At 58.2% G+C, this 23,704-nt stretch carries 21 protein-coding genes; 13 read left to right on the plus strand and 8 right to left on the minus strand.

The genetic code is table 11. The features are described from left to right. The first annotated feature begins 38 nt into the window (after positions 1 to 38). The 4 genes from MME58_RS12120 to MME58_RS12135 all read left to right on the plus strand — a co-directional run bounded on the left by MME58_RS12120 (position 39) and on the right by MME58_RS12135 (position 4,746). Positions 39 to 839 (plus strand): SDR family oxidoreductase, encoded by an 801-nt coding sequence (locus MME58_RS12120; RefSeq protein WP_055005545.1) that lies wholly within the window; start codon positions 39 to 41, stop codon positions 837 to 839. Beyond that, on the plus strand, positions 832 to 2,658 hold the full coding sequence (locus tag MME58_RS12125; protein ID WP_055005544.1) for a glycoside hydrolase family 15 protein: 1,827 nt from the start codon (positions 832 to 834) through the stop codon (positions 2,656 to 2,658). Before MME58_RS12120 ends, MME58_RS12125 begins: the two co-directional genes overlap by 8 nt. A 198-nt stretch (positions 2,659 to 2,856) precedes the next feature. Beyond that, positions 2,857 to 4,407 (plus strand): nitric oxide reductase transcriptional regulator NorR, encoded by a 1,551-nt coding sequence (gene norR / locus MME58_RS12130; RefSeq protein ID WP_055005543.1) that lies wholly within the window; start codon positions 2,857 to 2,859, stop codon positions 4,405 to 4,407. Between the two features lie 114 nt (positions 4,408 to 4,521). Continuing rightward, the gene (locus MME58_RS12135) at positions 4,522 to 4,746 is read left to right on the plus strand and encodes a DUF6555 family protein (protein WP_054985059.1); all 225 of its coding nucleotides are present in this window, start codon (positions 4,522 to 4,524) and stop codon (positions 4,744 to 4,746) included. A gap of 21 nt (positions 4,747 to 4,767) precedes the next feature. Here MME58_RS12135 and MME58_RS12140 read toward each other — a convergent pair whose 3' ends face one another. Beyond that, on the minus strand, positions 4,768 to 6,186 hold the full coding sequence (locus MME58_RS12140; protein ID WP_054985060.1) for an MFS transporter: 1,419 nt from the start codon (positions 6,184 to 6,186) through the stop codon (positions 4,768 to 4,770). 316 nt (positions 6,187 to 6,502) lie between these two features. Here MME58_RS12140 and MME58_RS12145 point away from each other — a divergent pair, with 316 nt between their 5' ends. Next, positions 6,503 to 7,810 (plus strand): Nramp family divalent metal transporter, encoded by a 1,308-nt coding sequence (locus MME58_RS12145; protein WP_162491444.1) that lies wholly within the window; start codon positions 6,503 to 6,505, stop codon positions 7,808 to 7,810. A gap of 61 nt (positions 7,811 to 7,871) precedes the next feature. Continuing rightward, on the plus strand, positions 7,872 to 9,323 hold the full coding sequence (locus MME58_RS12150) for an MFS transporter (RefSeq protein ID WP_055005542.1): 1,452 nt from the start codon (positions 7,872 to 7,874) through the stop codon (positions 9,321 to 9,323). Positions 9,324 to 9,327: 4 nt separating this feature from the next. On the opposite strand, the gene MME58_RS12155 is transcribed toward MME58_RS12150, so the two are convergent. The 5 genes from MME58_RS12155 to MME58_RS12175 all read right to left on the minus strand — a co-directional run bounded on the left by MME58_RS12155 (position 9,328) and on the right by MME58_RS12175 (position 12,045). Beyond that, positions 9,328 to 9,528: a hypothetical protein gene (locus MME58_RS12155; protein ID WP_055005541.1), complete on the minus strand. Its 201-nt coding sequence runs from the start codon at positions 9,526 to 9,528 to the stop codon at positions 9,328 to 9,330. A 154-nt stretch (positions 9,529 to 9,682) separates the two neighbouring features. Beyond that, positions 9,683 to 9,886 carry a hypothetical protein gene (locus MME58_RS12160; RefSeq protein WP_054985064.1) on the minus strand — a complete coding sequence of 68 codons (204 nt, stop codon included), beginning with the start codon at positions 9,884 to 9,886 and terminating at the stop codon, positions 9,683 to 9,685. Between the two features lie 63 nt (positions 9,887 to 9,949). Then, positions 9,950 to 10,438, minus strand: coding sequence for a DUF3828 domain-containing protein (locus MME58_RS12165; protein ID WP_054985065.1), 489 nt, complete (start codon positions 10,436 to 10,438; stop codon positions 9,950 to 9,952). Positions 10,439 to 10,781: 343 nt separating this feature from the next. Continuing rightward, positions 10,782 to 11,090 carry an RcnB family protein gene (locus MME58_RS12170; RefSeq protein ID WP_054985066.1) on the minus strand — a complete coding sequence of 103 codons (309 nt, stop codon included), beginning with the start codon at positions 11,088 to 11,090 and terminating at the stop codon, positions 10,782 to 10,784. Between the two features lie 97 nt (positions 11,091 to 11,187). After that, a complete protein-coding gene (locus MME58_RS12175; RefSeq protein WP_055005540.1) occupies positions 11,188 to 12,045 on the minus strand; it encodes an SDR family oxidoreductase in 858 nt (285 codons plus the stop codon). Positions 12,046 to 12,133: 88 nt separating this feature from the next. Between MME58_RS12175 and MME58_RS12180 the strand changes: the two genes are divergently transcribed. From MME58_RS12180 to MME58_RS12210, 7 genes are all read left to right on the plus strand, one after another. Further along, entirely contained in the window at positions 12,134 to 12,592 is a 459-nt protein-coding gene (locus MME58_RS12180; RefSeq protein WP_055005539.1) for a winged helix-turn-helix transcriptional regulator, read from the plus strand. 138 nt (positions 12,593 to 12,730) lie between these two features. Then, positions 12,731 to 14,620 (plus strand): penicillin-binding protein 2, encoded by a 1,890-nt coding sequence (gene mrdA / locus MME58_RS12185; RefSeq protein WP_054985069.1) that lies wholly within the window; start codon positions 12,731 to 12,733, stop codon positions 14,618 to 14,620. A gap of 151 nt (positions 14,621 to 14,771) precedes the next feature. Next, positions 14,772 to 16,490, plus strand: coding sequence for a ubiquinone-dependent pyruvate dehydrogenase (gene poxB / locus MME58_RS12190; protein ID WP_054985070.1), 1,719 nt, complete (start codon positions 14,772 to 14,774; stop codon positions 16,488 to 16,490). A gap of 414 nt (positions 16,491 to 16,904) precedes the next feature. Continuing rightward, positions 16,905 to 18,821 carry a methyl-accepting chemotaxis protein gene (locus tag MME58_RS12195; protein WP_054985083.1) on the plus strand — a complete coding sequence of 639 codons (1,917 nt, stop codon included), beginning with the start codon at positions 16,905 to 16,907 and terminating at the stop codon, positions 18,819 to 18,821. Positions 18,822 to 19,411: 590 nt separating this feature from the next. Next, a complete protein-coding gene (locus MME58_RS12200) occupies positions 19,412 to 19,729 on the plus strand; it encodes a hypothetical protein (RefSeq protein WP_054985071.1) in 318 nt (105 codons plus the stop codon). A 214-nt stretch (positions 19,730 to 19,943) separates the two neighbouring features. Further along, the gene (locus MME58_RS12205; RefSeq protein ID WP_055005538.1) at positions 19,944 to 20,462 is read left to right on the plus strand and encodes a chalcone isomerase family protein; all 519 of its coding nucleotides are present in this window, start codon (positions 19,944 to 19,946) and stop codon (positions 20,460 to 20,462) included. A 17-nt stretch (positions 20,463 to 20,479) separates the two neighbouring features. Next, positions 20,480 to 21,013 (plus strand): DUF3833 domain-containing protein, encoded by a 534-nt coding sequence (locus MME58_RS12210; RefSeq protein ID WP_055005537.1) that lies wholly within the window; start codon positions 20,480 to 20,482, stop codon positions 21,011 to 21,013. A 39-nt stretch (positions 21,014 to 21,052) separates the two neighbouring features. Here the strand turns inward: MME58_RS12210 and moaA are convergent, their stop codons facing one another. Together moaA and MME58_RS12220 are read right to left on the minus strand one after the other, a co-directional pair. Continuing rightward, positions 21,053 to 22,051 (minus strand): GTP 3',8-cyclase MoaA, encoded by a 999-nt coding sequence (moaA, locus tag MME58_RS12215; protein ID WP_055005536.1) that lies wholly within the window; start codon positions 22,049 to 22,051, stop codon positions 21,053 to 21,055. Between the two features lie 295 nt (positions 22,052 to 22,346). Beyond that, complete coding sequence (locus MME58_RS12220; protein ID WP_055005535.1) at positions 22,347 to 23,693, minus strand: cation:proton antiporter; 1,347 nt, start codon at positions 23,691 to 23,693, stop codon at positions 22,347 to 22,349. Positions 23,694 to 23,704 lie beyond the last annotated feature (11 nt).

A 23,704-nucleotide genomic window follows, 5' to 3' on the forward strand; every position in this document is an offset into this window, starting at 1 on the left:
AGTCAGCACTAGTACGCTTACTCCGAGGCTGAAAATCGATGCACATCTCACTCAAGCAACAAGTCGCAATCGTCACCGGAGCCAGTTCCGGTCTGGGCGCAGGTGCTGCGCGAGCGCTGGCAGATGCCGGTGCCGCAGTGGTGATCAACTACAACTCCAAGGCTGAACCTGCCGAAAAGCTGGCCGAGGACATTCGCGCTGGTGGTGGTCAGGCGCTGGCTGTAGGTGCCTATGTGTCCAGCGAAGAGGAAGTAGAGCGGCTGTTTGCACAAACGATCGAGCACTTCGGCGCACTGGACATTCTGGTCGCCAATTCCGGGCTGCAGAAAGACGCGTCCATTGTCGACATGAGCCTGGAAGACTGGAACAAAGTCATCAATGTCAATCTGACCGGGCAGTTTCTCTGCGCCCGTGCCGCTTTGCGCCAGTTCATCAAGCAGGGTATGCGCCCCGGTGTATCGCGGGCGATGGGCAAGATTATCCATATGAGCTCGGTACACCAGTTGATCCCGTGGGCCGGGCACGTCAATTACGCCGCGTCCAAAGGCGGTGTCGATCTGTTGATGCGCAGCATTGCCCAGGAAGTCGGCGAGCTGAAGATTCGCGTCAACAGCGTTGCACCGGGTGCCATTCGCACGCCGATCAATGCCGATGCGCGCAAGGGCGATGCCGAGAAGGAAATGCTCAAGCTGATCCCTTATGGCCGTATCGGTGAGCCGGAAGACGTCGCCAATGCGGTGCTCTGGCTGGCCTCAGACGCTTCGGATTATGTGCATGGCACCACGCTGTTCATTGACGGCGGCATGACCCTTTATCCGGAGTTCCGTGGCAATGGCTGACTTTCCCGAAGAAGCGCAAAACCGTATCGAGAACCACGGCATCATTGGTGACATGCGAAGTGCTGCGCTGATCGCCGACACAGGCAGTATCGACTTCTGCTGCTGGCCCGATTTCGACAGTCCGTCGATTTTTACCGCGCTGCTGGACACCCCCGATGCCGGGATCTTTCAGTTGGCTCCCGATCTGCCTGACGCCCGAAGGCTGCAGATCTACCTGCCGGACACCAACGTCCTGCAAACCCGCTGGATTTCCGAGGACGCGGTGGTGGAAGTCACCGACCTGATGCCGATTGGCGAAGATCAGGAGGATCTGCCGCGCATCGTGCGCCGGGTCCAGGTGCGCTTTGGCGAAGCCACGATTCGCATGCGTTGCCGGGTGCGCATGGACTACAGCCGTGCCGACACCACCGCGCGTATGGACGGTCAGGATATCTGTTTCGAGGCCGATGGACAGCCGGGCATGCGTTTGTCGGCTGCGACGCCGCTGCACCTTGTGCAGCAGGATGCAGTGGCTGAGTTTCACATGCAAAAAGGCCAGACCATCGAGTTCATCCTTGGCGGAATCGACGACCCGAATGTGGCTGCGGGCAAGTGCTCACGCTATTTCGATGACACTCTCAAATTCTGGCGGCGCTGGGCCGGGCAGTCGCAGTACAAGGGTCGCTGGCGTGAAATGGTCACGCGCTCGGCGCTGGCACTCAAACTGCTGACCTCGCGCAAGCACGGTGGCATTGTCGCAGCCGCGACGTTCGGTCTACCGGAAACCGAAGGCGGCGAGCGTAACTGGGACTACCGCTACACCTGGATCCGCGACGCTTCGTTCACCGTGTATGCCTTCATGCGCCTGGGTTACACCGATGAGGCGAATGCGTTCATGGGGTGGGTACGCGGGCGACTCGACGACTGCTGTGAGCAGACCGAGAAACTCGGCATTCTCTATGCCCTTGATGGGCACGCAGAATTGCCCGAAGACAATCTCGATCATTTGTCCGGTTATGGCGGTGCGCAGCCGGTCCGCATCGGCAATGAGGCCTACAAGCAGGTTCAGCTGGATATCTACGGCGAACTGATGGACGCCGTGTACCTGGCCAACAAGTACGGTGACGCTATTTCTCATGACGGCTGGCAACATGTCGTGCGCCAGGTCGACTATGTATGTGAGCACTGGAGCGATCGCGATGTCGGCATCTGGGAAATGCGTGGCGGCGATCAGCATTTTCTGCATTCGCGATTGATGTGCTGGGTGGCGCTTGATCGGGCGCTGCGCCTGGCGTTCAAGCGTTCACTGTCGGGGCCGTTCGAGCGCTGGACCAAAGTGCGTGAAGAGATCCACAACGATATCTGGAAGAACTTCTGGAACGAGGAATTAGGCCATTTTGTACAGCACAAGGGCAGTCGCAATCTGGACGCTTCGATGTTGCTGATGCCATTGGTGCGTTTTGTCGGCGCCAATGACCCCAAGTGGCTGGCAACGCTGGACGCCATCGAGGCCGCGCTGGTGCGAGACGGAATGGTGTTCCGATATCGCAACGATGATGATCACGATGACGGTCTGGCGGGTGAAGAGGGCGCGTTCGTGGCCTGTTCATTCTGGTACGTCGAATGCCTGGCCCGTGCCGGTCGGGTCGAGCAGGCACATCTGGAGTTCGAACAATTGCTGCGTTACGCCAATCCGCTGGGTTTGTACGCCGAAGAGTTCGATGGGCATGCTCGCCATCTCGGCAACACTCCGCAGGCATTGAGTCACCTTGCGCTGATCAGTGCTGCCAGTTTTCTGGACCGCAAACTGGGTGGCGGGCAGGCGCTCTGGCAGCCTTGAAGGGCTGCATGAGCGAGTCATGGATGAACGTCGAGGCGTTCGTCCATGTTCGTGTCATCTACCTTGCAATCACGCCTCACCGGCATATCGGGCAAGGACAGGTGCTCCTGTAAGTGAGCGCACGATGAAACGAACCCGGACAATCCTTCGACCTGGCGAGTCATAATGACGTTTTTCTGACCGTCTGCCGGAGTCTTGATGACCCATCTCCTGTTGCGTGAGCTGATACCGTTGGTGGCCGATCTGTCCAGAGAATTGCCGGACGAAGAGCGTTATCGGCGCCTGCTGCGCTCGCTGCACCACTGGTTGCCCTGTGATGCTGCGGCACTGCTCAGGCTTGATGGTGATGTGCTGGTTCCGCTGGCGGTCGACGGGCTCAGTCCGGATACGCTCGGGCGCCGCTTTCGGGTCAGCGAGCACCCGCGCTTCAAGGCGCTGCTCGCCAGCGACGGGCCAGTGAGGTTTTCTGCCGATTGCGACCTGCCTGACCCCTACGACGGGCTGGTCGACGGTTACGGCGCGCTGGAAGTGCATGATTGTGTGGGCTGTGTCCTGTCTGTCCAGGGCCGGTCGTGGGGGCTGATCACCCTGGATTCGCTGGACCCTGCGCGCTTCGGCAGTGTCGACGCGGATAATCTCCAGGCCTTCGCCAGCCTTGCGTCGGCTACGGTCATGGCGGGCGAGCGCATCAATCAGCTGGCACGAAACGTTGAAGATCAGCGACAGCTGGCGGAGGTCTACAAGCGGGCAGCAGGCGGGCAAGCACCGCGAGAGCTGATCGGTCAGAGCAGCGTGCATCAGCGTATGCAGCAGGAGATTCTATTGGTCGGCAACAGTCCGCTGACGGTATTGATCAATGGTGAAACCGGCGTCGGCAAGGAACTGGTGGCCGAGTCGATCCATCTGCATTCGCCACGGGCGCACAAGCCGCTGATCAGCATCAACTGTGCGGCGCTGCCTGAAATGCTGGTCGAGAGCGAGTTGTTCGGGCATGTCAAAGGCGCCTTTTCCGGAGCGGTCAACGGGCGTAGCGGCAAGTTCGAACTGGCGCATGGCGGCACGCTGTTCCTCGATGAGGTGGGTGAACTGCCATTGCCGGTGCAGTCCAAGCTGTTGCGAGTGCTGCAAAGCGGCCAGTTGCAACGAGTCGGCTCGGATCAGGAGCATCATGTGGATGTGCGCATCATCGCAGCCACCAATCGTGACCTGGCCGAGGAAGTGCGGTATGGCCGGTTTCGTGCGGATCTCTATCATCGGTTGAGCGTTTACCCGCTGCACGTACCCGCCTTGCGCGAGCGCGGGCGCGATGTGTTGCTGCTGGCCGGGTACTTTCTCGAGCAGAACCGCGTTCGTATGGGGCTGCGCGGATTGCGCCTGAACGCTGAAGCGCAACGACTGCTGCTCGCCCACCACTGGCCGGGCAACGTTCGTGAACTGGAACATCTGATCAGCCGGGCGGTGCTCAAGGCGCTGTCTGCCAGTCCGCAAAAATCACGCATCCTCACCGTCGAAGGCGCAGCACTGGGGCTCGACGGCCCGGCAGCGACGACAGTGCAATTCACGACCGGGATAGCCCCTGCAGAAGCCGAACAGGGGGCAGGGCTCAAGGCGTCGGTAGATGCTTTTCAGCGTGCCTTGATTATTGATTCGTTTGAGCGGCATCAAGGCCGATGGGCCCGAGTGGCGCGCGAGTTGTCGGTGGACAGGGCTAATCTCAATCGACTTGCCAGGCGGCTGGGGATTCGCTGATACCGTTGGCTCACCGTGTTCGTTGGTCGCCGGCAGTAAAAAAGAATGAATTTCTGTGCAGTGAATGGAGTCACCTATACTTCAAGCCACTGCTGAAAAAGGATCAGGCTTTCAATGGCACTTCCAAAGCACTACCGCATTGATTATCTGCTGAATGGTTCGTTCAAGAGTTTTTATATACGCACCGAGAACATGGACAACGCTGAAGCCTGGCATTACGCAAGTGTCGACGCTGGCCTTGCGCGTATACCCAAGTACCGATTGGAGAAAGTTGCCAAAGTGTCCAAACCCTACGCAGAACATTTTGGTGTGACCAATGTGGAGTGGGCTCAGGCCTGAGCACACTCCACTCGCGTGCCTTCAGCGGTGTGCGATCTGCTCCAGCGCCAGGTTACGCGTGCGCGGTCCGAACCGGCCGATGGTGACGATTACGATCAACATGCTGCCAACGATGAACGCCAGCACGCCCGGCGTGCCGAAGTGATCGAGAAAAATCCCGATCAGCAGGCTGCTGAACACCGTTGAAAGGCGGCTGAATGAGTAACAGAAGCCTACGGCGCGAGCGCGGATATTGGTTGGGAACAACTCGCCCTGATAGGAGTGGTAACTGAAGCTCAGCCACGCATTGCAGAATGTGATCATGATGCCGCAGAAAATCAGGCCCGCAGCACTGGTCTGGAAGGCAAACAGACTGCCAAAGATCATCGCGCCCAACGCCGAGCCGACGATTTGCCATTTGTTCTCGAACCGGTTGGCAAACTTCACGAATAACAATGGGCCGAGCGGGTACGCCAGTGTGATTACAAACGCGTAGCCCAGGCTGTGCGTGACGCTCAGGCCCTGGCCGGAGAGCAGGGCGGGCAGCCAGTTGCCGAAGCCGAAAAAGCCAATCGCCTGAAAGACGTGAAATACGATCAGCATCAATGCACGGCGGCGATAAGGTGGTTGCCACATATCGGCAAAGCGGCCGATGCCCGACAGTGCAACCTTCTCCGGCTCAGGTTCATCCAGCGGCTTGCCCTGGTCTTTGATACAGCGTGCTTCAATTCCGTCCATGATGCGTTCGGCTTCGTCGAAGCGGCCCTGCTGTGCCAGCCAGCGCGGTGATTCCGGCAACGCGGAACGCAGCCACCAGACAAACAGCGCAAACACGGCGCTGCCGATCACTACCCAGCGCCAGCCGGAAAAACCGAAGGGAGCCTGTGGCACCAGCCACCACGACATCAGGGCTACGCTGGGGACTGATAGAAACTGGATGAAAAAAGCAAAGGCGAATGCCGAACTGCGTATGCGTTTGGGCACCAGCTCCGACAGGTAGGTGTCGATGGTGACCAGCTCGACGCCCAGGCCGATACCTACCACAAAGCGCATGCCTATGACGCCGAGAGCAGAAGTCTGCAAGCCCATGATTACTGTGGCAACGGTGTACCAGATCAGGGCGAAGGTAAAGATTGCGCGGCGACCGTAGCGATCAGCAATCGGACTGATCAGGCTGGCACCGAAAAACAGGCCGAGAAAGGTTGCCGAGGCGAAAGCCGCCTGATCGGAAAAGCCGAACAGACCCTGACTGCCGGTGGCAAAGATTCCGTCGCCGATCAGGCCGGGGCTGATGTAAGCCGTCTGGAACAGGTCGTAAAGCTCAAAAAAACCAGCTATGGACAGCAGGGCGACCAGTTTCCAGATAGTGGCAACCGCAGGTAGTCGATCAATACGCGCCGAGATATACGCTGCCCGCAACTGATGGGACGCGGGTGCTCCTGACTGAGGTGTTGAGTTCATCGATGGCCATCCTGAGTTCTTGTAAGCCTTGAATGGTACTCTTTACAATTTGTAATCATTGGTCTTTTAATGCAGAAAATTCTATTTAAAAGATGAATAATTGTTTGGTTAGAAGAGTTTTTGAGGGTTTATCCCGTCTGGCTATGTCTGTACGCCATTGATATGGTCAGTGACCTACAAAGCAGCGTGAGCTTCGAGTCGCTCCACGTGTGCGAAACAGGGGGCATGGACCCAGCAAGGATGTATCAACATGTGTCGCAAAACCTTAGGATGACGGTCTTCGTCTTCTGCATGCCGGTTTCCCGTGACGTACAAACTGCCCACCACTGCAACAGCTCCTTTCTGCCCCTCGGCGACTACCGACAGTGTGACCATTCCGCCGGATGCGTCCTTGCTACGCAAGATGATGCTGTTCGTGGGGCCTGGCCTGCTGGTTTCCATTGGCTACATGGACCCTGGCAACTGGGCGACGGCTATTGAGGCCGGGTCGCGTTTCGGCTACTCACTGTTGTTTGTGGTGGTGTTGGCCAGCCTGTCGGGAATGGTCTTGCAAAACCTTTGCTCACGTCTGGGCATTGCCACCGGACGCGATCTGGCACAGTTGTCTGCCGCCCGCTACAGCCGTAACGTTGCCAAAGGTCAGTGGCTGCTTGCAGAGCTGTCGATCATTGCCACCGATCTGGCAGAGGTGCTGGGGGCAGCATTGGCGTTTCATCTTCTGCTGGGGGTTTCCATCACCACCGGTGTGGCACTGACGGCCTTCGATACCTTGATCGTGCTGGCCTTGCAGGGTGCCAATTTTCGGCGCCTGGAAGCTATCGTGCTGGGCTTGATAGCAACCATTGCCAGCTGTTTCGCCGTCGAGTTGTTTCTGATTAAGCCATTCTGGCCGGATGTCGTCGCGGGGCTGCAACCGAGTTGGGATGTGCTGAGCAGCCAGGAGCCGTTGTACATTGCCATCGGTATTCTGGGTGCCACCGTCATGCCGCATAACCTCTATCTGCATTCGTCGGTGGTGCAGACCCGAGTCAATGGTTCGGACCAGGCCAGCAAAGCCAGCGCCATCCGCTACGCACGACTGGACACCATCGGTTCGCTGAGCCTTGCGCTGCTGATCAATGCAGCGATTCTGATCCTTGCCGCTGCCGCGTTTCACAAGACCGGGCATACCGAAGTGGTCGAGATTCAGGACGCCTATCACCTGCTCGATCCGCTGGTGGGCGGTGCCATTGCCAGCGTATTGTTCGGCGTCGCCTTGCTGGCGGCGGGGCAGAGCTCGACATTTACCGGGACCATCGCCGGGCAGGTGGTGCTCGAAGGTTTCCTCCAGGCAAAAATTCCCTGCTGGCAACGACGCCTGATCACCCGGGCGCTGGCCCTGATTCCGGCGCTGATCGGTGTGGTCTGGCTGGGCGACAGCTCGGTGGGCAAGATGCTGGTGCTCAGCCAGGTCGTATTGAGCCTGCAATTGCCTTTTGCGCTCTGGCCGCTGATTCGCTTCACCAGTGATCCGCAGTTGATGGGGCCGTTCGTCAACAGCCGGTTGGTCAAGACTGCCGCCTGGGCACTGTTCGGTCTGATCTCGGCGGCCAATCTGACGCTGCTGTGGTTCTGGGTCAGCTGAACTTGGTCGCCGGAAGCGACTCTCAACCCTGACACCAACGTCAGCTGTCAGGTAGCCGGTCATGAGCACAACGAGTGAAAAGGGCGCAGTGTTCGAGACCGACTTGCCGGCACGTCTGGACCGCCTGCCCTGGGGACGGTTCCATACCTTGCTGGTGGTAGCGCTGGGTGTCACCTGGCTGCTTGACGGCCTGGAAGTGACCCTTGCAGGCTCGGTGGCTGGCGCTTTGAAAGCCAGCCCGGCGCTCAACCTGACCAACAGCGACATTGGCCTGGCAGGTGCTGCGTATATCGCCGGGGCCGTGCTGGGCGCGTTGTTTTTTGGCTGGCTGGCAGACCGCCTCGGACGCCGCAAGCTGTTCTTCATCACCTTGCTGCTTTACGTCGGGGCGACCGCCGCGACCGCGTTTTCATTCAGTGTCTGGAGCTTCATGCTGTTCCGCTTTCTGACCGGTATGGGCATTGGAGGCGAGTACACGGCAATCAATTCGACCATTCAGGAGTTCACCCCGGCCCGTTACCGCGGCTGGGTGGATCTGACTATCAACGGCACGTTCTGGCTGGGCGCCGCTCTCGGCGCGATTGGCTCGATTGTATTGCTCGACCCGCAATGGCTCGGCGCCGAACTGGGTTGGCGGCTGTGTTTCGGAATCGGCGCGGTACTGGGCCTGCTGGTGCTCTTGATGCGCCTGTGGCTGCCGGAAAGTCCGCGTTGGCTGCTGATCCACGGCCAAGCCGCGCAAGCCACGAAGATCGTCGAGCAGATAGAGGCGGATTTTCGCCGCCACGGCCATGTATTGCGTCATGTAGAGGGCAAACCGTTGCGCCTGCATGTGCGCGACCATACGCCGCTGGGTGAGGTTGCCAGAACGTTGCTGGTGACGTTTCGCCAGCGTTCGCTGGTAGGCCTCACGCTGTTGACGGCGCAGGCGTTTTTCTACAATGCGATCTTTTTTACCTACGCGCTGGTACTGACCGATTTCTACGGCGTGCCAGCCGAGCGCGTTGGCTGGTATGTGTTGCCATTGGCGCTGGGCAACTTCTGCGGTCCATTGCTGCTGGGAAGGCTGTTCGACATGATTGGGCGGCGGGTGATGATCAGCATGACCTATGGCGTGTCTGGCGTGCTGTTGGCGATCAGTGGTTATCTGTTCCAGCAAGGTTTGCTGGACGTGACGCAGCAAGCCATTGCCTGGATGGTGATTTTCTTCTTTGCTTCGGCAGCGGCCAGCTCGGCCTACCTGACTGTGGCCGAAACCTTTCCGCTGGAAATCCGCGCGTTGGCGATTGCGGTGTTCTACGCCTTCGGCACAGGACTGGGCGGAATGATCGGTCCGACCCTGTTCGGTGAACTGATCGAAACGGGTGAACGCAGCAATGTGCTGATCGGCTATCTGATCGGGGCGGGCTTGATGTTGCTGGCGGCGTTGGTGCAGTCGATATGGGGTGCGGCTGCCGAGCGCAAATCTCTGGAAGAGGTAGCCAGGCCGTTGTCGCACGCCGGGGACAACTAGAAGGTCAGTTACCGAACACGCCGCGAAGGCCGTCTACCGATGCACGCAAACCGATGATCCGCTCGCTGACTTCTTGCGCTTCGTGCGGGCGAGAGGTGCGTTCAAGGTACAGGAGGTGCCCGGCCATGTTGGCCGAGACGCGCTCAAGGTCGTCGGCGGCGCGCCTGACATAGGCCTGGATGTCTTCCAACTGTTCGACTTGCACGGATGGCTCCCCTTATAGGTCGCATCCGAGCGCACTAAATGAATGGGTGGCTATCATGAGTCCACCCAATCGAGTTATCGGCGGCTAGATTAGCTTTCTTTAATGCCGCAGGTAAATAAAGACGCCGATAAAGTTTTGCGCTGTGTCGACCCGCCTAATCGTCCTCCTGCTCATCATGTTCCGAGTAAGAATCCAGTAACTCGGCCAACGCCAGCGTGCGGTCGAGTCCGCTGCGGCTGGACATGATTTCGGCCACGGCCTGTGTGGCGGCAACTCTGGCAGCTTCGCGCTCGGCATCGGTGTTATTGGGCGTGGCGGCCTGCGCAGCCTCAATAATCGATTGCTCAAAGGTATTCATGATGCTCGCTCGTAAGGTTCAAGTGCCTGTGATACCGAGAATGAAGGATTGTTTCAAGGCCGATCAATCACCTTCGTAGGGAAATTCTTCCAGCGTCTGCATCAACGCGACGCCCTGTGGTCCCTGAAGGTTGTCCAGCACCCAGCAGCCATTGACGTTTTTGGCCAGCAGCAGGCGAGTGGTCTGGCTGGTGACCGGCTGCTGAGGGGCGTCCTTGTAACCCAGGTTGTAGGTCATCTCGACGACAGCCTGTTTATCGGAGTTGGACACCAGCTTCCAGTCGATGGGCTTCTGCACGTCACCGTCCTGCGCATCGGTCCACGGGTTGGCACTGACTGCGCACTGATCGCCGTTCTGGCACGCCCAGTCCTTCTTGAGCAGGCTCAACAGGGGTTTGGACAGATAGTCAGCGCCACCTTTGCCGTTCAGGTAGAAATCCTGGTGCTTGTCATAAATCCAGCGCGCGGTATCCGTCGGGTTCGCAGCAGGGCAGGCTGCGTGGGCAGTTGATGAAAGCAGGCAGGCAATGGCAATGGCGAGGGTTCTGGACATGGAGCGGACTCACAGAGAGGGTGGCAGTGATGATTACATGCAGATGACAATGCATTTGTAAGCCAAGCGGACAAAAAAGCAATGGTTTTGGTCATGTACAGCAGAGGGCGCTCCGGCAAAAGCCGATTGCGGGTAATTCATTTCGCACACTGTAGGCCGCCGTCACTCCCTTGATCCGGGCATTAGCCCGTATTAAAGAAGGTTGTCATGAGGCTGCTCATGTTAATGAAGGCGTTTGGACAGGGGTATTTATCGAATCAGGGTCTGTGCTGGCATGTTCGCCTTCAAGCCTGCGTCACTTGAGCGTGCTCGCGCAGGGCGCGAGCAACAAGGAGGGTAGCGCTTACTTCTTGACCGGCACGATATCCATGATGTTGCCGTTGACTTTCTGGAATCGCACGTATTTATCGTTGATTTTTACCCATTCGCTTTCCTTGGCAGGCGCTTCCAGGCCTTTGCTCTTCCAGTCCTTCACTTCCAGATCGCTGCGGCGATATTTTTCCGGCACGCGCGAGCCCAACTCCAGTTCATGGACGTTGTCCTTCGATTCTGTGACTTTCGGGTCCGCCGTCTCTGCGGCGTGAGCGGGCAGAGTGACGGCGGAAAAACAGCCGAGCAAGGTCATGCAGGCGATCAACGATTTGCGATTCATGTGAAGACTCCCGGTCTTTGGTGTCAGGCGATGGCTTAATGCCTCGTAATGACTCGGACCCTCACCGTTGCAAATCATTCGATCGGGTTTGCTGTGTTCAGCCTTTAAGTGTCTCGGCAATGGTTGCAGAGAGCGGGGTGGTCGGGCGGCCGATCAGCGCGCTCAACTGGCGACTGTCATCGAACAACGCACCCTTGGCTGCGGCCGCGTCGGAATCTGCCAGCAACTGCGCAACAAAATCAGGCAGACCCGCCTGGATCAGTGCGGCTTCAAACTCGGCTTGCGGCAGGTTGACGTAAGGCAGTGCCTTGCCGCTCTGTGTCGTTAACAGCGCCGCGAATTCCGCCAGAGTGTAAGGCTTGTCGCCAGCCAGTTCGTACACCTTACCGGCCTGTTCCTGTTCAGAGGTCAGCAGGACCGCGGCCGCTTCTGCGTAGTCCAGACGCGAAGCAGAACTGATACGGCCCTGATCTGCACTGCCCATCACTGCGCCATGTGCCAGTGCACCCGGAATGCCTGCCGTGTAGTTTTCGGTGTACCAGCCATTGCGCAGCAAGGCGAACGGCACGCCGCTGGCGCGCAGGTAATCTTCGGTTTCACGGTGCTCTTTGGCCAGGCCCAATGCTGAAGTATCGGCATGCAGAACGCTGGTATAGGCCAGCAATTTGACCCCGGCGCGCTTGGCCGCATCAATAACGGCCTGGTGTTGTGGCAAACGCTGGCCTATTTCGCTGGAAGAAATCAGCAGCACTTTGTCGGCTCCGGCAAACGCGCTGTCCAGCGACGAGGGCTGTGAATAGTCGGCCTGACGAACCTGAATGCCCCGCGCCGACAGATCGGCGGCCTTTTCCGGACTGCGCACAGCGGCAACGATCTGCGCAGCGGGTACGCGGCGGAGCAACTGTTCGATAACGATACGGCCAAGCTGGCCGGTGGCACCGGTGACAACGATCATGGAAAGATTCCTTGAATCAGATTGAAATGAAGCGCCAGCATAGTCATGATGCTTACCTTTCGTAAGTACGTACAAAAAGGTAAGTATCATGAATGAATCTGCCGTCTCATCCGGCGTTTTGCAGCCAGGCCTATCACCGCAAAGCTCCGAAACGGCCGAATCCATGCTGGCGTTTGTTCGTCAGGGGCGGGTACTGGCCGCAGACTGTCCTTCGCGGGTTGTGCTCAACCATGTTTGCAGCCGATGGGGCGTGCTGGTACTGGTCGTACTGCGCAGTGGCATGCATCGCTTCAGCGAGATACGACGCAAGATTGGCGGCGTGAGTGAGAAAATGCTCGCGCAAACCCTCCAGCATCTGGAACATGATGGTTTCGTCAGCCGCAAGTCGCTGCCGGTGGTACCGCCACATGTTCAATACCGGTTGACTCCGATGGGCGAGGAAGTCGCCTTGCAGGTCGAGACGCTCGCCACCTGGATCGAGACCAATCTACCCAGCATCATGCAGGCCCGAGAAGCATCGAATGCAGCGCAGAACACGCCTGAATGAGTCTTTTCTGACAGATTTTTCATCCTGCGATAGTCCGCTCAATCGCCTGCAATCAGCCGCTTCTTGGTATGGTGCGCGCCGAAATCTTCGTTTACACGTTCAGTTGCGCTGTGTGCCCTTCACCGAGAAGCTGTAGAAATGCCCAATCCAATTCCCCTGAAAGACCACGAAAAAGAAACGCGGCTGGTGAATCAGCGCCTGATTGCCTGTGCTGTGCTGGTCGGGCTGTTGGCCGCCTGCCTGGTGGCGCGGATGTACTTCCTGCAAGTCACCGAGTTCGATTATCACTCGACCATTTCTGAAAACAACCGCGTGCATGTACTGCCGATCCCGCCCGAGCGCGGTTTGATTTTTGACCGCAACGGCGAAGTGCTTGCCGACAATCGACCCAGTTTCAACCTGACCCTGACCCGTGAACGCGCTGGCGACTGGCACAAGGTGATCGATGAGCTGATGACCCTGCTGGAGTTGCCCGACGAAGACCGGATCCTGTTCGACAAGGAGCTGAAGCAGGTTCGTCACCCGTTCGAACCGGCGACACTGCTGTATGAACTGACCGAAGAGCAGATCGCGACGCTGGCGGTCAATCAGTACCTGCTGCCGGGCGTGGATGTGGCGGCGCAGTTCGTTCGTCATTACCCGTTGGGCGCCCATTTCGCTCATTCGATCGGCTATGTCGGGCGCATCAATGAAAAGGAAGCGGCCCACCTCGACAACGAGTACCGCGGCACGCAGTCCATCGGCAAGACCGGTGTCGAGCGCTTCTACGAGTCCGAGCTGCACGGCCACGTCGGCTATGAAGAAGTCGAAACCAATGCCCAGGGCCGCGTATTGCGCGTGCTGAAACACACTGACCCGGTGCCGGGCAAGAACATCACCCTTACGCTGGACGCGCATTTGCAGGCCGCAGCGGAAAACGCGCTGGGTGATCGACGCGGCTCGGTGGTCGCACTGGACCCGGAAACCGGCGACGTGCTGGCGATGGTCAGCAAACCAAGCTTCGACCCCAACCTGTTCGTTACCGGCATCAGCTTCAAGCAATATGCGGCGCTGCGCGACTCCATCGACCGGCCGCTGTTCAACCGCGTGCTGCGTGGCCTGTATGCGCCGGGCTCGACGGTAAAACCGGAAGTGGCGATTGCAGGTCTCGACAGCGGCGTGGTCACAGCTTCCACAAAAGTCTTCGACCCCGGTTATTTCCAGCTCCCGGACTTCGACCACAAGTACCGCAACTGGAACCACAGCGGCGATGGCTGGGTGGACATGGATACCGCGATCATGCGTTCCAACGACACCTACTTCTACACTGTGGCACACAAGCTGGGCATCGACCGCCTGCATGACTACATGACCATGTTCGGCATCGGTCAGAAGGTCTCGCTGGATATGTTCGAGGAATCGGCCGGGCTGATGCCATCACGCGAATGGAAACGTGCCACGCGTCGACAGGCATGGTTCCCCGGTGAAACGGTGATTCTCGGCATCGGCCAAGGCTATATGCAGGTCACGCCATTGCAGTTGGCCCAGGCCACCTCACTGATTGCCAGCAAGGGCGTCTGGCATCGACCGCACCTGGCGATGGAGGTCGGTAATACGGCACCCGTCGACGAGCATCCGATGCCGAATATCGTGCTGCGCGACCCCAACGAATGGAATCAGGTCAATACCGGCATGCAGATGGTCATGCACGACCCGCGCGGCATTGCGCGGGATGCCGCCAAGGGTGCTCAGTACCGTATCGCCGGTAAAAGCGGTACGGCGCAGGTGGTCGCGATCAAACAGGGCGAGCGTTACAACCGTCTCAAGACCCTCGAGCGTAACCGTGACAACGCCTTGTTCGTCGGCTTTGCGCCAGCCGACCACCCCAAAATTGTCGTGTCGGTGACCATTGAGAACGGCGAGGCCGGAGGCAGGGTCGCGGGGCCTGTGGTCCGGGAAATTCTCGATGCCTGGCTGCTCGACAGCGAGGGCAAGCTCAAGCCGCAATATGCCGTACCCGCCAAGGCAACGGGCAACCCGCACGCCTGAGCCGTTTGCCGATGCAAGCCGCTTGACCGAGCCCTGAACAGGGCTCAGGTTTTCTGAACTGTCGAGAATCCGCCGGGTCGACCACAACAGGCGTGGCAGAGCGCTGCGCGCGTTCTACCGAACTCATTATTGCCTCGACAAGGAACCCCTAATGTCCAAGACCATTGCCGACCATCTCGCGCAAACCCTCGCAGCGGCAGGCGTTTCCCACATCTGGGGCGTGTCCGGTGACAGCCTCAACGGCTTGACCGACAGCCTGGAACGCACCGACTCGATTCGCTGGATGCACACCCGTCATGAAGAAGTCGCAGCCTTTGCTGCCGGTGCCCAGGCAGCGTCCAGCGGTAAGCTTGCCGTGTGCGCAGGCAGCTGCGGGCCGGGTAACCTGCACCTGATCAACGGTCTGTATGACTGCCACCGCAATCGGGTGCCGGTGCTGGCAATTGCTGCACATATCCCGTCTTCGGAAATCGGCCTGGACTATTTTCAGGAAACTCACCCGCAAGAGTTGTTCAAGGAATGCAGCCACTTCGTCGAGCTGGTCAGCAACCCCGAGCAATTTCCGCGTGTGCTGGAACGAGCCATGCGTGCGGCGATCAGCCAGAAAGGTGTGGCGGTTATCGTCTTGCCAGGCGACGTAGCACTCAGCGAGGCACCTGAAGTTGCCGCGAAATGGATTGAGGCCACGCCGCCCAGCGTTGTCCCGGCAGAAAGCGACCTGCAGTCGATGGCCGATATGCTTAACGACTCAAAGTCCGTAACCCTGTTGTGCGGTGCCGGATGTGCCGGGGCTCACGAGCAGGTCCTCGCGCTGGCCGACACCCTGGGTGCACCGATCGTTCACGCACTGCGCGGCAAACAACACGTCGAGTACGACAATCCGTTCGATGTCGGCATGACTGGCCTGATCGGTTTCAGCTCCGGCTATCACGCCATGCTGTCCTGCGACACGCTGGTGATCCTCGGCAGCAGCTTTCCCTATCGGAATTTTTATCCCGAGAAAGCCGATATCATTCAGATCGACCTCGACCCGACTCAGTTGGGCCGCCGTACGCCGGTAGCGCTGGGACTGGTCGGCGGGGTTCGGGAAACCCTCGAGGCGCTTCAGCCCAAGCTGAAGCCCCACGCAGATCGTCGTTTCCTCGACAAAGCCCTGAAGCACTACGCCAAGGCCCGCGAGGAGCTTGATGAACTGGCAACGCCCACACCAGATGGCACCCCCATTCATCCGCAATACCTCACCCGACTGGTCGACGAACAGGCGGACGCCGATGCGATCTTCACCGTTGATGTCGGCACGCCAACGCTGTGGGCCGCGCGCTACCTGCACATGAATGGCAAGCGCAGTCTGCTTGGTTCGTTCAACCATGGCTCGATGGCCAACGCCTTGCCGCAGGCTTTAGGGGCCAAGGCTGAACATCCGGATCGTCAGGTCATAGCTCTTTGCGGCGACGGCGGCCTGTCCATGTTGCTGGGAGACTTGCTGAGCATTCGTCAGTTGAACCTGCCTATCAAAATGGTGGTGTTCAACAACAGCTCGCTGGGCTTTGTCGACATGGAAATGAAAGCCAGCGGCTATGTGCCGCATGGCACTGACCTGCATGAAACCAATTTCGCCGGTATTGCGCTGGGCGCAGGCATTCTCGGTCTGCGGGTGGAGAATGCCGAAGAGCTTCCGGCAGCGCTGCGCAAGGCGTTCGATCATCCCGGGCCGGTGCTGATCGATGTCGTCACTGCCAAACAGGAGCTGGGCATCCCGCCGAAAATCAAGCTGGCGCAGGCCAAGGGTTTCAGCCTGTACATGATGCGCGCGATCATGAGCGGGCGGGGCAGTGAAGTGCTGGAGCTGGCCAAGACCAACCTGCGTTAATACGTCATAAAGCTTATGAGTTGAATAAAAAAGTTGCAACTTCTATCTGCTGAGATTGTCGCCGCTGTTGCAGGCCACCCTCTCGGTGTCTTTATATTTCTTTTCTCAGGATGACTGCCCAAGGCGGTCATCTCTTTGTGGATCCAAACTACCCGCACCCTCTGCTTTATTGAGTTCGCTATTTGAACTGACAAATTCAAATAGTTGGTAAAGCTTCTCGGCAGACAGCCGAGACAGTGATACGGAAGCAAGGCCGGCTACGGCAGGCTGATTACCCAACAGTCCCTGGCGACAAGAAAACGTCGACGCTACAGAACGTTACGCCCTGGATAGTCTTTATAGAAAAGTCTGCATGTCATGAGGTCTGCAATGCTTAGAAATGCTCCTTTGAGTATGAAACTGCTGCTTATTTTAATGTTTCCCCTGCTGGGCTTTCTTGCCTTTGCAGGTATTTTCGTGGCTGACAAAAGCGAGAACCTCGGTGACATGAGGCGCGCAGTGACAGCCACCAGTGCTGCACAGAAACTGAGCAACGTGGTCACTACCATCCAGCGCGAACGCGGAGCCAGCGGCGTGTTCCTGGGCAGCGGCGGCAAGTCCATGCAAGACAAACTGAAGCTGTTCCGTCAGGAAACCGACAAGGCGATGAGCGAGATGCGTGCTCAAACGACTGACGGTATCCCTGGCCCGGAAAAAGTAAACCATGCATTTGATGACCTGATCGCGCTGCGTCTCAAGGTCGATGCGTTGGCGACCAACAACACTGAATCCGGCACGCGTTTTACTGACATTATCAAAACACTTATCGGGTTCACTTATTCGCTGGAAGCGAGTATCGAGGATCCGGAAATACTGCGCGGCCTGAGTTCGCTCAATCAATTCGTGGACATGAAGGAGCGTGCAGGGCGTGAACGTGTATTGCTCGGTCTGGCGTTTAACCAGAACCGCTTTGACGCGGCGCTGTTATCACGTTTCAGTCGTAACCTGGGAGAGTTCTCCGGTTATTTCGAAGCGTTTCAGCGCTGGTCTCCGGAGGCATTCAAAACCAAGTTGAATGATGTTCTACAACAGCCGGGATCACTTGAAGTCGCCCGTTTGCAACGGCTGGGTTTCGATACACCGTTGGGCGACCCGCTCAACGTCAAGCCGGAAGACTGGTTCAACCTTGCAACCGTGCGTATCGACATGATGGCTCAGGTAGAAGCAGAGCTCGGCCAGAACGTCGTGGGCCTGGCAACAAACGCGCGCAGCTCCGCTCAAAGCAGCCTGTACGTGGCGGTTGCCACTGTCGTCGTGATGCTGATCGTAGTGCTGTGGCTGGCTTCGGTGATCATCCGCAATATCAAGATCGCGGTCGTCGATGTTAACCGTACATTGATGGCACTTTCTACCCGCGACCTGACCGCGCGAACCCGCTATATCGGCAAGGATGAATTTGGCGAGATCTCGCGCAATCTGGACAACATGGCGCAGCAGATCAGCGAGGTTATCAGCGAAATCGGCAGCGCCACGGCGCAAGTAGCCACCGCCGCCGAGCAGTCTTCCGCTGTGGCGTTGCAAACCAGTCAGAACGTGGCGCAACAACGTCAGGGCACTGACCAGGTCGCCACGGCTATCAGCGAGATGAGCGCCACGGTCAAGGATGTCGCGCGCAGCACTACCGACGCTGCCGAGATGTCGCAACGTGTCAACAACAGCACCGTGCAGGGCAAGACCGAAATCGATAACACCATCGGTCTTATTCAGGGGCTTTCGGTGCAGGCTGAAGAGACTTCACGGATCATTGAAGAGCTCAAGGGCGAAAGCAACTCGATCTCCTCGGTGCTCGATGTCATCCGTGGTGTCGCCGACCAGACCAACCTGCTGGCCCTCAACGCAGCCATCGAAGCTGCACGTGCAGGCGAGCAGGGGCGCGGTTTCGCAGTGGTGGCCGATGAAGTGCGCAACCTGGCCAAAAAGACTCAGGACTCTACCGTCAGCATCCAGAAAATGATCGCCAACCTGCAATCCGGCTCCGAACGCGCAGCTGCGTCGATGCAGGAAACCCTGGGCAAGGCGCAGGAGGGTGCCAGCAACGTGGTACGCGCTGGCGAGCTGCTGGAGGAAATCGCCGAAGGCATCGCGACCATCAGCGACCGCAACATCCAGGTCGCTTCGGCCGCTGAAGAGCAAAGCCTGGTGGCTGAAGAGATCCACCGCAACGTGAATGACATCAACTCGCTGGTCATTCAGGTGAGTGCAGGTGCCGAGCAGACTGCCGTGACCAGTCGCGAACTGGCTCGATTGGCAGAACAGCAGCAGGGGCTGGTGGGACGCTTTAAAGTGAGCTGACGGTAAGGGAGTTGTGTTGTGGGAAGGCCTGGAAGCGAAAGCTTTCAGGCTTTTTTATTGCGCGATATGTTCAGGTGGCTGTGACTATTCAGTCAGGTTTCTACGTAACTACCGGTCCCTCATGCAATTATGTAGTGACTAAAAATAATCACTACACAATCGTTGACGTACCCTTTTTCCTTTTGCATTATGCAGCTGTCTCCCCGATCGGGAGCGCTGCAAAAGGTGTGATGAACAGGCTCGGCAAGCCGTCGAGATGTTCCCGGATGTAGGCTGCCCACAAGGCAGATTGATGGAGCTGAACTGGCATTTGTCGTCGATAAGGGCGAGAAGCTGGCGAAATGTCCTCATGATGCTTGTAACGGATCGATTGCCGATCCTGGGCCGGGTCTTTGGGTTTCGTGACTGCTTCTTGTTGTTTTCTCTACGCTGATGCCGTTGTGTAGCGGCTTTTCATCAAGGCTACCTGCATGTCCTTGAGGGCTGGAACTGTAATCGACGACCACTCGACCGTGTTGCGTTGACGAGGCTCCGGCGCATGAACTTGATGTATCAATTTTTGAACAGCCTGCGAGCGAAGGAGCATCAACATGAATATCAACACCCAACCGACTATTGATGAACTGGCTCGTCTGTTTGCCGCGCGCAAGGACACGCTCGACGACCACATTGTATGGATTGCCGAGTCAGGCGAAGTTCGTGTAGATGCCATGTCGCCCTATACCCAAGAGCGTGAGTTCCGTGATGCGCACCCGCACGTGCGGGCATCGCTGAAGATGTTTCGTCGTGGTCAGGGTTATGTCGGCAAAAAGGCCGCTGCCGATCGCGCATTCATGGAGAACACATTGCAGGCGCTGAAAAGCGAATGGCAGAAGGCTCGCCGGCAAGCGCATTCCCAAGTGGCCTGAGCCCGAAGCACCGCAAGTCCTGAAGCCTGTTCCCGATTCTGGTCGGGAACAGGCTTTTTGGTTTTCGGCGCTGAAAGGGTAATGGTCTGATGAGTTGTACAAAGTGTTTTTGGTGGTATAGATTCCGGCCATCAGTCAGCTACTCTGACCTTTCTGATTCTCTCTGCCGCGCGTGCCACGGCAGCGTCTGTACAGTCCTTAACAGAGGTTACCGATGCGCGTGCCACGATGGCTATGGTTGCTGATTGTGCTTAGCGGCAGCGCTTCGGCGGATTGGCGCGAAGCACTGCCCAATGCTCAGGTCGTCGGCGGCGGGGACCTCAGCCTGTTCGGCTTTCGTATCTATACAGCCCGGTTGCTCAGTCCCTCCAGGCCCTTCGTCGCCGATGCCCCGCTGGCCCTCGAGCTGACTTACCATCGCGCCATTGATCGTGAAGATCTGGTCGACGCCAGTATCGATGAGATCAAGCGTATTTCCGGTAATCAGGTGAACGAACGGCAACTGACTGAATGGCGTCAGCAGATGAACCAGTCATTTGTCGACGTCCAGCCGGGCATGAAGATTACCGGTGTCTACCTGCCTGGACGGGAAGCACGTTTCTACGTTGGCGACACGCTTCAGCATGTAGTGCCCGACAGCCAGTTCGCCAAGGCTTTCTTTTCTATCTGGCTTGACCCGAAAACCCGTAACCCCGAGCTTCGTGAACAACTGCTCGGCAGTAAAGGCTCATGACCCGTCAAGGAGGGTGCATGTTGAGAAAGTGGATGTTGATGTTATGTATGGGGCTGATTTTGAGCGGCTGCGGTGGGGTGCCGGTGACCCATTACAGCCAGGAAGCACCGAAACTCGATCTTCGCAAATACTTCACGGGGCGCGTCGAAGCCTGGGGAATGTTCCAGAAGCGCTCTGGCGAGGTCACCAAGCGCTTTACGGTGGTGATTGACGGGCACAGTGAAGGCGAAGTGCTGGTTATGCACGAGGCCTTTAGCTACAGCGATGGGACCAAACAGGTTCGCGAGTGGCGTTTGCGTCCTGACGGTCCGGGACGCTGGAAGGGCACGGCAGGCGATGTCGTCGGTGAGGCTTACGGCGAAGTGGCGGGCAACAGCTTCCACTGGAACTACGTGCTCAGACTGCCGGTGGACGGCACCGAGTATGACGTCAGCCTGGATGACTGGATGTACCTGATCGACGAGCAGACCATGGCCAATCGTTCGTCGATGACCAAGCTGGGTGTCGAAGTAGGGCAGATCACCTTGTTCTTTCGCAAAGCCGGAAAATAAATAGCGCCTCGTGTGAGGCGTTCTTCTTCAGGGCGGCGGTCAGCCGCCCGTCATGTTCATGAAGCGCACGACCTGAACGCCATCGTCATGCGTGAAGTTGTGGCTCCACGGTTTGATCTGCATGGCATCGATGATGGCTTTTTCAAGTTTCTCGGGCTGACCGGGGTTGGCGCGCAGTACCGCTTTCAGGTCCACGGAGTGCTCGTTGCCCAGGCACAGCAGCAATCGGCCTTCGACCGTCAGACGCACACGATTGCAGGTGCCGCAGAAGTTATGGCTGTGCGGGGAGATGAAGCCGATGCGAATGCCCGGCGCTTCGGCCAGACGCCAGTAGCGCGACGGCCCCTGAGTCGAGTCGGTGGAAGGCACCAGCGTGTAACGTTCGGCAATACGTTCGCGAACCTGATCGCTTGAATAGAAGGATTCGGCACGGCTGTGTTCGCTGATGATGCCCAGCGGCATCTCTTCGATGAACGAGACATCGAGGTTACGATCGATGGCAAACGCCAGCAGGTCGTTGATCTCATGGTCGTTGCGACCGTGCATGACCACGCAGTTGAGTTTGGTGTGCACAAAGCCGGCAGCATTGGCCGCATCGATACCGGCAATGACCTTGTGCAGATCGCCCGTGCGGGTCAGTTCGCGGAAACGGTGCGGGTCGAGGCTGTCCAGGCTGATATTCAGACGCGTGACGCCCGCCTCGAACAGCGGCGCGGCCAGTTTTTTCAGCTGCGAGCCATTGGTGGTCATGCACAGTTCACGCAGGCCGGGCAGCGCAGAGATCTTTTCACACAGACCGACGATACCCGAGCGTACCAACGGTTCACCGCCGGTCAGGCGAATTTTGCGCGTGCCCAGCGCCACGAAGCGCTCGGCCACCTGAAGGATTTCCTCCAGTGACAGAATCTGTTGCCGAGGCAGAAACGTCATCTCTTCGGCCATGCAGTACACGCAGCGAAAATCGCACCGGTCGGTAACCGACATGCGCAGATAATCGACTTTACGTGCAAAGCGGTCCATCAGGACGGGTTCTGACATTTCACCTTCTAAATGATCGAGTGGGCTGTATTATCGGGTTTGGAGGACAGCGGGCTACAGGGGTTCAGCTCTTTTCCAGGACTTGGTGTATCAGGCCTGCTTGCAGGCTGGCAAAGTGCCCTTAGCTGTTTTGCATATTAGCTGGCCGCTTTCAGATTTGCACTGATCTGCGGTTTATCGCTTTGCCATGCATCGCTATATGGCGGCCACGCTACCGAGTCGAAATGCCGCAGTCCAATTGCTTGTTCCAATACGCTCATCGAGCTGCTCTATGGCCCTTTGCCGTAACGGGCAATCAATCAGGACTGGCGGCGGTACTGCGCTCATAACGCTCCAGTAAAGGCTGAATACTGATGCCGTGCACCAGGATGCTCAGCGCGACGACCGAGAGAGTCATGCCGATCACAACGTGGCCGACATCGTGCGCCAGGCCGTGCGACAAGGCAAAGCACAGGTAGTAAAGACTGCCGATGCCCCGAATGCCAAACCAGCCCACCAGCGCTTTTTGTCTGACGTTGAGCAGGCGGCGGCTGACCAGCAGCCAGACACTCGCGGGGCGAATGACGCAAAACAATGCCAGCCCCAGGCCAATGGCCCGCCAGTCCCAGTACATCGCCAGCGCTGCACCCAGCAGGGTGATCAGCAACACTTCCATCGCGCGCTCGACGAGACTGCCGAACGCCAGCATGTCGCCCATCATCACGCCGGCGGCCAGCTGCGAACCGCTCATGTCGTCGCCTTGCGCGACAGTGCCCTGTTCCAGGGACGCAGTCATATGCCCGAGGACCGGTTGTGCAACATGCTCAGAGGGCAGTTCAGAACGCGTGACCCTGACTTCGGCCTGACGCAGGCCGAATCCGGCGGCAAACACCGAGAGAAAGCCGAACGCCCCGACACCTTGCGCGACCACATAGGCCAGGGCGATCAGCGCCAGTGCCAGAAAGTCATTGGGCGAGGTGGTGCTGTCGGCGTTCTTGATGCGCAGAAAGATCATCAGATGGCCGACCCCACGGCCCATGCCGTAACCAATCAACAAACCGGCCGGCACCGCCCAGATCAGGTCCTTGATCAGCCATCCCTGGACCCAGTCGCTCATCGCGCCCCCGGAACTGAGGTACAGCAAGGCAAAGATCACGAATGGAAATGCCGTGCCGTCGTTGAGGCCCGCTTCGCCGGACAGGCCGAAGCGCAGGCGGTCCTGATCCTGAGCATTGTTGACCTGAACCATCCCGGCTAGCACCGGGTCGGTCGGCGACAGCATCGCACCGAGCAGCAACGACACGCCCCAGTCCAGGCCGATGATGTAGTGACCTGCCACCGTCACGCCGCCAATGGTCGCCAGCATGACCGGTCCGGCCAGCCAGTAGGCTGAGTGCCAGGCTTTGCCACGCAGGGGCAGGCGCAACTTGATGCCTGTGCCAAACAGGGAAAACAGCACCGCCACTTCGGTCAGACGTTCCAGCCACTCATAGGATTTTTCGAAATCCAGATCGACGATATCCAGGCCCATCGGACCGATGCCAAAACCGAACCCCAGGCATACCGCCGAGGTGGTGACCGGCATCCAGCGCAAATAGGAGGAGGTGAGCGCCAACAGCATCAACAGCACGCCAAGCACGCCCATGCAGACAATAAAACTCATACAGAAAGAAC

It is taken from the genome of Pseudomonas syringae pv. tagetis (genome assembly GCF_022557255.1).
In the GTDB taxonomy this organism is placed as follows: domain Bacteria; phylum Pseudomonadota; class Gammaproteobacteria; order Pseudomonadales; family Pseudomonadaceae; genus Aquipseudomonas; species Aquipseudomonas caricapapayae.

Excerpts from the sequence above, each read along its gene's own strand:
- MME58_RS12120 (WP_055005545.1), top strand. The coding sequence starts at position 39 with ATGCACATCTCACTCAAGCAACAAGTCGCAATCGTCACCGGAGCCAGT.
- MME58_RS12125 (WP_055005544.1), top strand. The coding sequence starts at position 832 with ATGGCTGACTTTCCCGAAGAAGCGCAAAACCGTATCGAGAACCACGGC.
- norR (WP_055005543.1), top strand. The coding sequence starts at position 2,857 with ATGACCCATCTCCTGTTGCGTGAGCTGATACCGTTGGTGGCCGATCTG.
- MME58_RS12135 (WP_054985059.1), top strand. The coding sequence starts at position 4,522 with ATGGCACTTCCAAAGCACTACCGCATTGATTATCTGCTGAATGGTTCG.
- MME58_RS12140 (WP_054985060.1), bottom strand. The coding sequence starts at position 6,186 with ATGAACTCAACACCTCAGTCAGGAGCACCCGCGTCCCATCAGTTGCGG.
- MME58_RS12150 (WP_055005542.1), top strand. The coding sequence starts at position 7,872 with ATGAGCACAACGAGTGAAAAGGGCGCAGTGTTCGAGACCGACTTGCCG.
- MME58_RS12160 (WP_054985064.1), bottom strand. The coding sequence starts at position 9,886 with ATGAATACCTTTGAGCAATCGATTATTGAGGCTGCGCAGGCCGCCACG.
- MME58_RS12165 (WP_054985065.1), bottom strand. The coding sequence starts at position 10,438 with ATGTCCAGAACCCTCGCCATTGCCATTGCCTGCCTGCTTTCATCAACT.
- MME58_RS12170 (WP_054985066.1), bottom strand. The coding sequence starts at position 11,090 with ATGAATCGCAAATCGTTGATCGCCTGCATGACCTTGCTCGGCTGTTTT.
- MME58_RS12175 (WP_055005540.1), bottom strand. The coding sequence starts at position 12,045 with ATGATCGTTGTCACCGGTGCCACCGGCCAGCTTGGCCGTATCGTTATC.
- MME58_RS12180 (WP_055005539.1), top strand. The coding sequence starts at position 12,134 with ATGAATGAATCTGCCGTCTCATCCGGCGTTTTGCAGCCAGGCCTATCA.
- mrdA (WP_054985069.1), top strand. The coding sequence starts at position 12,731 with ATGCCCAATCCAATTCCCCTGAAAGACCACGAAAAAGAAACGCGGCTG.
- poxB (WP_054985070.1), top strand. The coding sequence starts at position 14,772 with ATGTCCAAGACCATTGCCGACCATCTCGCGCAAACCCTCGCAGCGGCA.
- MME58_RS12195 (WP_054985083.1), top strand. The coding sequence starts at position 16,905 with ATGTTTCCCCTGCTGGGCTTTCTTGCCTTTGCAGGTATTTTCGTGGCT.
- MME58_RS12200 (WP_054985071.1), top strand. The coding sequence starts at position 19,412 with ATGAATATCAACACCCAACCGACTATTGATGAACTGGCTCGTCTGTTT.
- MME58_RS12205 (WP_055005538.1), top strand. The coding sequence starts at position 19,944 with ATGCGCGTGCCACGATGGCTATGGTTGCTGATTGTGCTTAGCGGCAGC.
- MME58_RS12210 (WP_055005537.1), top strand. The coding sequence starts at position 20,480 with ATGTTGAGAAAGTGGATGTTGATGTTATGTATGGGGCTGATTTTGAGC.
- moaA (WP_055005536.1), bottom strand. The coding sequence starts at position 22,051 with ATGTCAGAACCCGTCCTGATGGACCGCTTTGCACGTAAAGTCGATTAT.
- MME58_RS12220 (WP_055005535.1), bottom strand. The coding sequence starts at position 23,693 with ATGAGTTTTATTGTCTGCATGGGCGTGCTTGGCGTGCTGTTGATGCTG.